The sequence below is a fragment of the Streptomyces sp. 8L genome, from assembly GCF_020176795.1.
GTDB lineage: Bacteria > Actinomycetota > Actinomycetes > Streptomycetales > Streptomycetaceae > Streptomyces.
The window spans coordinates 1-8,473 of the sequence record NZ_JAIUKE010000179.1 but is presented as its reverse complement, the minus strand read 5'-3'; the positions used below and the strand labels follow the sequence as shown (position 1 = coordinate 8,473).

Annotated in this window: 8 protein-coding genes and 1 pseudogene; 4 read left to right on the top strand and 5 right to left on the bottom strand. The window is 66.1% G+C overall.

Annotated features, from left to right (window positions below):
- The first annotated feature begins 369 nt into the window (after positions 1–369).
- From LCE31_RS16665 to LCE31_RS16650, 4 genes and pseudogenes are all read left to right on the top strand, one after another.
- Positions 370–2,013, top strand: coding sequence for an ATP-binding protein (locus LCE31_RS16665; protein ID WP_225015060.1), 1,644 nt, complete (start codon positions 370–372; stop codon positions 2,011–2,013).
- Between the two features lie 113 nt (positions 2,014–2,126).
- Positions 2,127–2,516 carry a hypothetical protein gene (locus LCE31_RS16660; RefSeq protein WP_225015059.1) on the top strand — a complete coding sequence of 130 codons (390 nt, stop codon included), beginning with the start codon at positions 2,127–2,129 and terminating at the stop codon, positions 2,514–2,516.
- A gap of 70 nt (positions 2,517–2,586) precedes the next feature.
- A pseudogene (locus LCE31_RS16655) lies at positions 2,587–2,784 on the top strand (IS630 family transposase); the annotation flags it as partial.
- 165 nt (positions 2,785–2,949) lie between these two features.
- Positions 2,950–3,786 carry a phosphotransferase gene (locus LCE31_RS16650; RefSeq protein ID WP_225015058.1) on the top strand — a complete coding sequence of 279 codons (837 nt, stop codon included), beginning with the start codon at positions 2,950–2,952 and terminating at the stop codon, positions 3,784–3,786.
- Positions 3,787–3,834: 48 nt separating this feature from the next.
- Here LCE31_RS16650 and LCE31_RS16645 read toward each other — a convergent pair whose 3' ends face one another.
- The 5 genes from LCE31_RS16645 to LCE31_RS16625 all read right to left on the bottom strand — a co-directional run.
- Entirely contained in the window at positions 3,835–4,089 is a 255-nt protein-coding gene (locus tag LCE31_RS16645) for a PTS glucose/sucrose transporter subunit IIB (RefSeq protein ID WP_225015057.1), read from the bottom strand.
- 26 nt (positions 4,090–4,115) lie between these two features.
- Positions 4,116–4,517, bottom strand: a complete 402-nt coding sequence (locus LCE31_RS16640) for a hypothetical protein (RefSeq protein WP_225015056.1) — start codon at positions 4,515–4,517, stop codon at positions 4,116–4,118.
- Complete coding sequence (locus LCE31_RS16635) at positions 4,514–5,152, bottom strand: hypothetical protein (protein WP_225015055.1); 639 nt, start codon at positions 5,150–5,152, stop codon at positions 4,514–4,516. Before LCE31_RS16635 ends, LCE31_RS16640 begins: the two co-directional genes overlap by 4 nt.
- Entirely contained in the window at positions 5,149–7,278 is a 2,130-nt protein-coding gene (locus LCE31_RS16630) for a phosphotransferase (RefSeq protein ID WP_225015054.1), read from the bottom strand. The genes LCE31_RS16635 and LCE31_RS16630 overlap by 4 nt, the downstream gene beginning before the upstream one ends.
- Positions 7,271–8,473, bottom strand: a 1,203-nt coding sequence (locus tag LCE31_RS16625; protein WP_308042259.1) for a carbamoyltransferase C-terminal domain-containing protein, incomplete at its 5' end; no start/stop codon positions are given. The genes LCE31_RS16625 and LCE31_RS16630, both read right to left, overlap by 8 nt.

Genomic DNA, 8,473 nt, shown 5'->3' with positions numbered 1-8,473 from the left:
TCCCCCCCCCCCCCCCGGGGCGCGCCCCCCGCGCCCCCCCCCCTCCCGCCCCCCCCCCCCCCCCCCACCCCCGGGGCCCCCCCCCCCCCCGGCCCCCCCGCGGGGGGGGGGGCCTTTGCGTCTGCCGTTGGAGAACACCAGGCGGGAAACGCACGCATCGCTCCTGGACGGTTGCTGGAAAACAGCATCGGCAGCGCCCTGTACAGGACCGACTCCTGTACTGGGCCAAGACTCGAGGTCCAGGTGAGTTGCCCTGATCACCAGCGGGATGTCAGACCCGCCTGAGACACTGTCTTGGCACGCGAGGCAGGCAGAGACGGGAAGAGGTCTCGAACAGACATGACGTCGAGTCAGGCTGGGGAATCACACGTGAGCTTCACCGAAGTACCGATCAACCCCGGGCGAATCCTCCGTGCCATCGCGCGCATCGGCTATACGCCAGAGAGCGCCATCTGCGACATTGTTGATAACTCGGTGGGTGCGAATGCTCGGCGCATCGCCATCAAGCTGGAACGCGAACCGGACATGTCCGAAGCTCGCAGGAATAGTGCAGCGCGCTACATTATCGCTGATGATGGTGATGGCATGGACCGAGATCGCCTAATCGAAGCTCTGGCCCTGGGAGCAGACGGGGAATACGGATCTGGGAGCCTCGGTAAATATGGGCTCGGCTTGAAAAGTGCGGGACTGTCCCAAGGGGATCGGATCGAAGTGGTCAGTGCCCGCGAGGGGGGCTCATGGAATAAGGTGACCCTTGACCTTCCGCATGTGGAGGAGACTGGCAGGCTGGAGTGCCGGTTGGCGGAACCGGATTCCGTCGATCTCGATAGAGTGAATGAGCTTCTTCCTGGCGCTGCGCATGGCACGGTGGTCAGTATTGAGAAAATCCATAAGCGTAATCATCCAAGTATCCGCAAGACTCGCGACGCTCTTGGGCGTAACCTTGGTGTAACCTACTTCTACTTCCTCCGGGCTAACGGCGGAGATCTCGAGATTCTACTGGATGGTGATCCGGTAGCCCCCTTCGATCCTCTGTTCGTAGACGAAGCCGACGCCGCAGGAAATCTCGATGATGCCGAGTGGGACGGTCGCGATGTTCGATGGCTTGAGCGCCCGACCCCAATCATTCTTGACGCAGAGAATCAGGTGGAGGCAATAATCGAAGCCACGCAGCTGGTCCACCCGCCCGCGTTCGGTAATTCTGCCGAAATTCGGAACAGGTACATGATCGGTGCGGGCCACTATGGCTTCTATGTCTACAGAAACAAGCGGCTAATCCGTAGGGCTGAACGATTCAACGGCCTCATTCCGGCCGACCAGGATTTTTTCGCGTTTCGCGGTAGGATTTTGATCGATGACTCGGCCGACGATGCCTTCAATATCGATGTGAAAAAATCGGAAATACTCCTAAGTGAGGAAGCTGAGGACGCTCTCAGTGAGGCCATCTACGAAGCAAGGCGCCTGAGTAGGAGCGGGTGGAAGAATGCGGCGAAGATTCTTCGAGCCGCCGCAAACCAGGACCCCAACAGAAAAGCTGCGGAAGCGCTAATCGAGGTGGATTTCCCGGAATTTTTGCCTACGGATCCGGATGACGCGGCATCAGAGGACGAGCGGGCTAAGCGTGCAGAGAAGGAATCTGCTCGACACCCGCTTAGCGACGAAGAGCGAGACAAGGCCCGCAAGGAGGGCGCGAGGGTCACATTCGTTGATCAATTGGACGACAATGCTCTGTGGGAGCGCTCGCGTGATGCCACCTTGGGAACGGTGGTGCGGATCAATCGGTCCCATCGCTTCATGAGAATGTTTGATGAGCGGTTCGGCGAAGATGCTGATGTTGTGCTGCTCGTCCAGGCGCTCTTCCTGAGCCTGGCCTCGGCGGAGAGTGGAACCGTTCGCAACAAGCAGGAACTTTCTGACGAAGTCATCGAGGACGTGTTCGTGACCTACAGAAATCAGGCTTCAGCTGCTGTGTACAAGGTCACGGCAGAGGCCCTTGAGAAGCGTTTTGCGTAGGGCGAAACTGAATGCACGTGTTGAGAGAGGGCGAGACCTGGGGCGCCGCGATTGTCGGGAGCCCAAGCCTATGTCGTGCGCGGGCATACATATACTGCGGATATTCAAAGAAGGTGGGTGCTGCCTATGTAGGCATGACAGTCGGGCGTAACGGAATTTTTGGCCGCTGGGGAGATCACCTTGGGCGCGCCCTTGAGAAGTCCTCCTTCCAGCGGCGACTACACGAATTCGATGATTCCGCATGGGATCGCATGGACGACCTAGTGATCTTCTGGGCTGACATGGGGCAGGCGGATGAGTTTCTTACCTTGGAAACCAGTCACCGCGAAGGTGTGGAGTATCTTGTGCAGCGGGAGCTGCGCTTTCTCTTGGGTAGAGGGAAGCCTCCCTTGCGTATGATCAGCAAGGTTCGTTCAAACCGCACTGTGCAGCTCCCTCTGGTTCGGGCTGCAGCAGATCAAGTCATCGCGCACTTCAGAACTCACTTCGACGCCCTGCAGTGAAGCGTGGTCGGAGGTCCTTTTCTCCTGCTGTTTCCTTCCGGGATGCGTGGACCAAGCGCCGCCGACGGGTGATTCGCACTGGTCGATGCGTTCGATGGCCGGGGCGGCAGGGATGTCGCAGCCGGCCGTTTCGCGGATCTGGCGGGCGCTGGGCCCCAAACCGCACATCGTGGCGACCTGGAAACTGCCGACCGATCCGCAGTTCGTGACCAAGGTCCGCGACGTGGTGGGCATATACCTCGCCCCGCCGGAGAACGCCCTGGTCCTGGGGGGCGGACGAGAAGTCGCAGAATCATCGAGCGTTGTGTCCGTGACTTAACCAGGAGGAGCATCGATGGGCGCTGGTTCAGAGTCTCGCCTGCCGTGGCAGGACCTCCCACCCGGAGTACGCAGTGAGATCGCGGGCCGCTGCGGTACCCAGGTGCTGCGGGCCGTGTCGCAGGAGGGCGGGTTCACGTCGGGTCTGGCTGCGAGGCTACTGCTGGCCGATGGTCGGCGGGTATTCGTGAAGGGCATACCGGTCGAGCATCCGTTGGCCGGGATGTACGAAGAAGAGGCGGCGGTTGCGGCTGCCGTGCCGACCGGCTTCTCTTCGCCGGCCCTGCTGTGGTCGGGCAGGAGTGAGGGCTGGATCCTGCTGCTGTTCGACGACGTCGACGGGTGCCATCCCAGCCTTGCTCCGGGCTCCGCCGATCTTCCCGCGGTCCTGGACACCGTGGCGTTGATGGGGAAGGCACTGTCCCCGTGCGCCTACGCCGGTGCGCGGCCGGTGACCGAGGCGATGGCCCGGGTTTCGAGCTGCTGGCGGACGTTGGCCGCCGATCGGCCTCGCGATCTCTCCCCGTGGTGCGTGGCGCATCTTGCTGACCTGATCGAGTGGGAGACGCGGTGGATGCCGGCTGCGGAGGGCGACACCCTTTTGCACGCTGATCTGCGGCCGGACAACATGGTGCGCGAGCACGGCAGCGGGACCGTGTTCGTCGTCGACTGGGCGTTCGGGTATCGCGGGGCCGCGTGGTTCGACGCGGCATGGCTTGTCCAGTACCTGATCATGGACGGTCATACGCCGGCGTCGGCGGAAGCGGCGCTGGCCCGGGTTCCTGCCTGGAAGTCGGCGGATGCCGATGCGGTCACAGCGCTGGCCGTATCGGTTGCCGGCCACTGGGAGTTGGCCCGCCGTCGTCCGTCGCGGCCCGCACTGCGGGCGTACCAGGCCCGGGAGGCCGCGGCGGCGCTGGAGTGGACGTTGTACCGAACCGGCTGGCAGTGACGGCCGGTTGTACCGGCGCGGCGGTGAGCCGTCGGTGGGGGCCGGTGGTTACGGGGCGTCGAGGAGTCGGGCGAGGGCCGCTGCAAGCGGGGTGACGGCGGCCGGGCCGACCACGATCTGGAAGGTGTCCCGATCCAGCACTCCCAGCACGGCGGGATGGTCTCGCAGGGTGGTGTCGTCGACGCGGGTACGGTCGGCGAGAGTGAGTCGTAGTCGGGTGACGCAGTGGGTGAGCGAGACGATGTTGTCAGGACCGCCCAGCAGGTCGCGCAGGGCGGCGGCGGTGCGCGTGTACTTGTCCATGGTCCTTTCCTGAGTGGACGATGAGGTCACCGGGCGCCCCACAGGTACCGGTCGATGTCGATTTCCGCGTAGCGGACCTCGGGCCGGTCGTCCCAATACGCCTTGCCGACCTCGTGGGCGATCAGCGACCGCAGGCGCAGGTGGGAGTCGAGCCAGGTCCCGGGCAGCCGCCAACGTGACCATTCGTCCGGATCGGTTTGTTCCAGTGCGCGGTGGGATCGGGCCAGGGCGTTCCGCCACCTGCGCAGGACCTCGGAGGACACTGCCTGGGTGTCGTGTTCGTCGGCTTGGGCGAGGAAAGCTCGTATCTCGTAGACAGTGGCGCGCAGTTCGGCCACGGCGTCAGAGGCGGTAGCCGTGTCGTCGGGAGGAACTGCCAGGGCGGTGAGGAGACGAAGGGTGTTCGCCGTGGCGGGCTCACGCGTCATATCGCCTCCGACGATCGGACGCCCATGAGGGCCTCTTGCGGCGGGAGCCGGCGGACGAGGTCGGGTGGCAGCGCGTCGAGCAGGGTCGGCCAGCCAGAGGTGTCGGTGACGTCGAGCTTGGTGAAGGTACTGACGGGGAGCCAGACCGGCAGGTCGTCGAGAAAGTGCCGGTAAGCGGTGAGGAAGTCGAGGTCGAACCAGAGGGCGTGGCGCTCATCGTGAGCGTGTGCGGACCGTCTGGATATCGAGGTGCCCGGGTCGGTCAGCAGGACCAGGGTGGTGAGGCCCGGGTGCGGGCCTGTGAGGTCGAGGTCGTGGCACAGGGCCAGGGCCTGCTCGAAGTCGCTGTACGGGGCTCGGCCGGCGGCGGCCAGCGCGTAGCGGTAGGCGAGGACCCCGATGTGGCACCTGTCCGAGGCGACAAGCAGGTCTGGGCGACTTCGCGACAGGTGTTCGGCGGTGTCGACACGGTCTCTGGCCTCATCCAAGAGGAACCGAGCGGTCTCGGCGTCCGACGAACCGTTCTCTGGGGGCTGGGCCTCGGGCAAGACCAGTAGATGATGCGGTAACGCGGTCTGGAGCTGGTGGAGAAGGGTGGTCTTGCCGGCGCCCGGCATGCCGTCCAGGATGATCACAGCCGGGGTGTCCCTTCGGCTTCAAGGGCATCCAGAACGCCGGGCGCCAGGGCGATGACCTGGTCGGCGAGCGTGGTGTCGATCTCGATGGCCCATTGCAGAACCCAGCGGAAGTAACGGGCTGTGTGCCACAACAAGTGCCTGGCGTCCACGTTTGAGAGTCCGCCGAGGCGGGAGCTCTCGTCTTCGTAACCGGACAGGACGAGGGTCGGGGAGCGGCCGTCGATCAGGCAGTTCTGGACGTACAGATTGGTGAGGTCCTCGTACACGCACCCGACGCCGCAGCCTTCGAGGTCGATCACGCCAGGTGCCCGGCCGGGGGTGAGGAGGAGGTTGCGGGCCGAGTAGTCGCCGTGGACGAATCCCGGCACGCACGCAGTCCGCTGGTCGGGTTCGGTCTTGTCGAGGACTGCGGAGAGGCGGACCCGTACGGGGTGCGCGTCTTGGTCCAGGGGCCGGATGTTGCGGCCGAACGCCGGCAGTTCGGTGAGTGCGTCTGTGGGCAGGGAATGGAGGCGCGCGGCCACTTCGCCGAGTGTGCGCGTTTCGTCCGCGTCGTGGATGTTGTCGGGGGCTGCGCCGTTCAGGCGGGTGGCGGCCACCCAAGAAAGGGCACCTTCGACATCGTCGTGGCCGAGGACTTCGGGCACGCGCAGAGCGGGTACCCGCCCGGCGAGGCGGAGGCCGATGATCTCGCGGCGCGCCCGTTCGGCGGGCCGGTGCGTGTAGATCTTCAGGACAGCGGTCTTGGAGAGGAAGACCATGGATCGGCCGCCGTAGCCCACGATCGCCGCTTGGTCGAAGACGGTGTCGAGTGCGGATTCGGCGGCGTGGCGAGCACAGTCGATCTCGCTTGCCAGTCGTGCCAGCACCGGGTGCTCGCGGCCGTTCGTCGATGAAGGCGTCTCGCCCATGGTCAGTTCCCTCCGGGTTCGCCATTCGTGTAGCCAGTATGGTGTCTGGCCTGCGAGTCTCTGGATGTCGTCCGCCCCTATCGCAGGTGTTGTCGCGGGTCCCGCGACACCGCGTACGGATCGATAGGCGTTCTGTGCCAGTCCGGCCGCAGTCGCCCAGGAGAACTCGGTCTCCACCAGCCGGCGTCCCGCTGTGCCGAGTCGTCGCCGCAGGGAGGCGTCGTCCTGTAAGCGGGCCACGAGAGCGGGCATGTCGTCCATGGACGGGGCGGTGGAGACCAGCGCGAAGGCGCTTGGGTCGGGGAGTCCGGCGAACGCCTCCGCTGTGCCGACGACCGGCAGGCCGGCGGCCATGTACTGGAGCACTTTCAGCTTCATCCCGCCGCCGGAGTCCAGTGGCGCCAAGCCCACTTGGGCTGTCGACAACGCTGATGGCAGATCCGGCACCGGGCCGTGCAGCCGTACGGTGCTGCCGATGCCAAGGGCGCGCAGTGCTCGTGGGTATCGCCCGTACACGTCGACGGATCCGCCCCGGGGCGCCATCGCGGGGGCGAGCCGGGTGCGGAGGAAGGCGGCGGCGCGGGCGTTCGGCTCGTAGAAGAGGTTGCCGACGAACGCGGCCGAGCCCGGAGTCTCCTGTTCGCGAACAGGGGCCGGGCCCGGCTCCACACCGCACGGAACCACGTGCACCTTCGTCGCACGCAGAGCGTTCGCGAGGTCCGCGTCACGACGGGTGAAGGCCACCACGGCATCCGCTGTGGCCACGGCCGCCGCCTGGAGGACAGCGGCCTGGCGGCATTCCCACTCGGCTTTGCCTATCGTCCGGGCGACGGCGGCCTCGTCGTCGTGCATCTCGTACACCAGGGCGGCCCCGGCGGTGTCGGCGAGAGCGCGTCCGTAGCGGACGGTCAGTTGTGTGTTGGACATCACCAGCACATCGGGGGCGAGTTCCTTCATCTGCGCGGTGAGCGGCGAGGTGTCCTCGTACACGGCTTCGTACGACAGGTAGCGGACGGGGAACGGCCAGCGTTCGGTGGGCCTGGAACGGGGGTTGAGGTCGCACAGCAGCAGCGTTACCTCCACCCCGGCGTCAGCGAGGTGCCTGTTCAGGTGCAGTGTGCGGGCGGCGGCTCCGGTCAGCGGGAGGGAGCGTTGGAAGCCGGCGGTGTCGAAGAGCACCGCGACCCGAGGTTCTTCGCGGGGTTCAGGCATCGGTCTTCACCGCTACGAAGCCGCCGCTGAAGACGAGGGCGTCCAGGTCGGTGCGGCAGAACGTCGCCACCGCGTGTGCCGGGGTCTCCACGATCGGCTCGGTGTCGTTGAAGGAGGTGTTCAGCACGACGGGTACGCCGGTGATCTCCCCGAACCTGGTGATCAGTCGGTGGAAGGCGGGGTGGGCGGTGCCGTCGACGGTCTGGAGGCGGGCGCTGCCGTCGACGTGGGTGACCGCGGCGATCTGATCCCGGTGCCGCGCTCGGACCTGCGAGGCGAACAGCATGTAGGGGCTGGGCCGGTCGGTCTCGAACCAGGCGCCGGCATGCTCGGCCGGCACCGCCGGGGCGAACGGTCGGAAGAACTCACGGTGTTTGACCCTGGTGTTGAGCACTTCCCGGGTGGCTCCCGCGCGGGGGTCGGCGAGGATGCTGCGTGAGCCGAGGGCGCGGGCACCGAGTTCGCTTCCTCCGTCGAACCAGCCGACGAGCTTGCCCTGCGCGATCAGTTCGGCCGCCGCGGTGGCCGGGTCGGACTCGCGCCGGTAGGCGAACGCCTGGTGCGGGTAACGCTCCGCCAGGCCGGAGGCGGGATGTCTGCGCAGTGCCAGGTGGATTTCGGCGTCGGTGTAGACGCGGCCGAAGGAGTCCCGTCCGGGGAGCGGCATCCTGGGCATCCGACCGGTGAGCAGGTGGACGCCGTGGAGCGCGTTACCGAGGGCCTGGCCACGGTCCGAGGCCGGCGGGGGTACGAACAGGTTCGCGCCGGTGCGGCGTCGGATCGCCTCGTTGGCGACACAGTTCATCGCGACTCCGCCCGCGAAGCAGACGTTGGTCTGGCGGTGCTCTGCCATCAGGTGGGTGACGACTTCGGCGAGAGCGTCCTCGGTCTGGGCCTGGACCCAGGCGGCCAGGTCGCGTGCCCGGGGCTCGGCCCAGGCGTACGGTCTGCCGAGATCGAGCCCGGACGCGGCGGCGAGCTCCACCAGCCCTCGGTCGTGGGTCCGCTCCAAGCGCCCCTCGACCTGGGCATCGGTGACGTCGAAGAGTTGCAGGTCGATGGCCTTTGCATCGCCATACGAGGCGAGGGCCATGGTCTTGCCGGACTCCTGCCCGTCGAAGCCGAGCCAGTTCGTCACCGCCTCGTACGTAGCTCCGATTCCGCCCGCCCGAGCCCTTCCCGTACGGTTCCCGCC

Excerpts from the sequence above, each read along its gene's own strand:
- LCE31_RS16630 (WP_225015054.1), bottom strand. The coding sequence starts at position 7,278 with ATGCCTGAACCCCGCGAAGAACCTCGGGTCGCGGTGCTCTTCGACACC.
- LCE31_RS16645 (WP_225015057.1), bottom strand. The coding sequence starts at position 4,089 with ATGGACAAGTACACGCGCACCGCCGCCGCCCTGCGCGACCTGCTGGGC.
- LCE31_RS16640 (WP_225015056.1), bottom strand. The coding sequence starts at position 4,517 with ATGACGCGTGAGCCCGCCACGGCGAACACCCTTCGTCTCCTCACCGCC.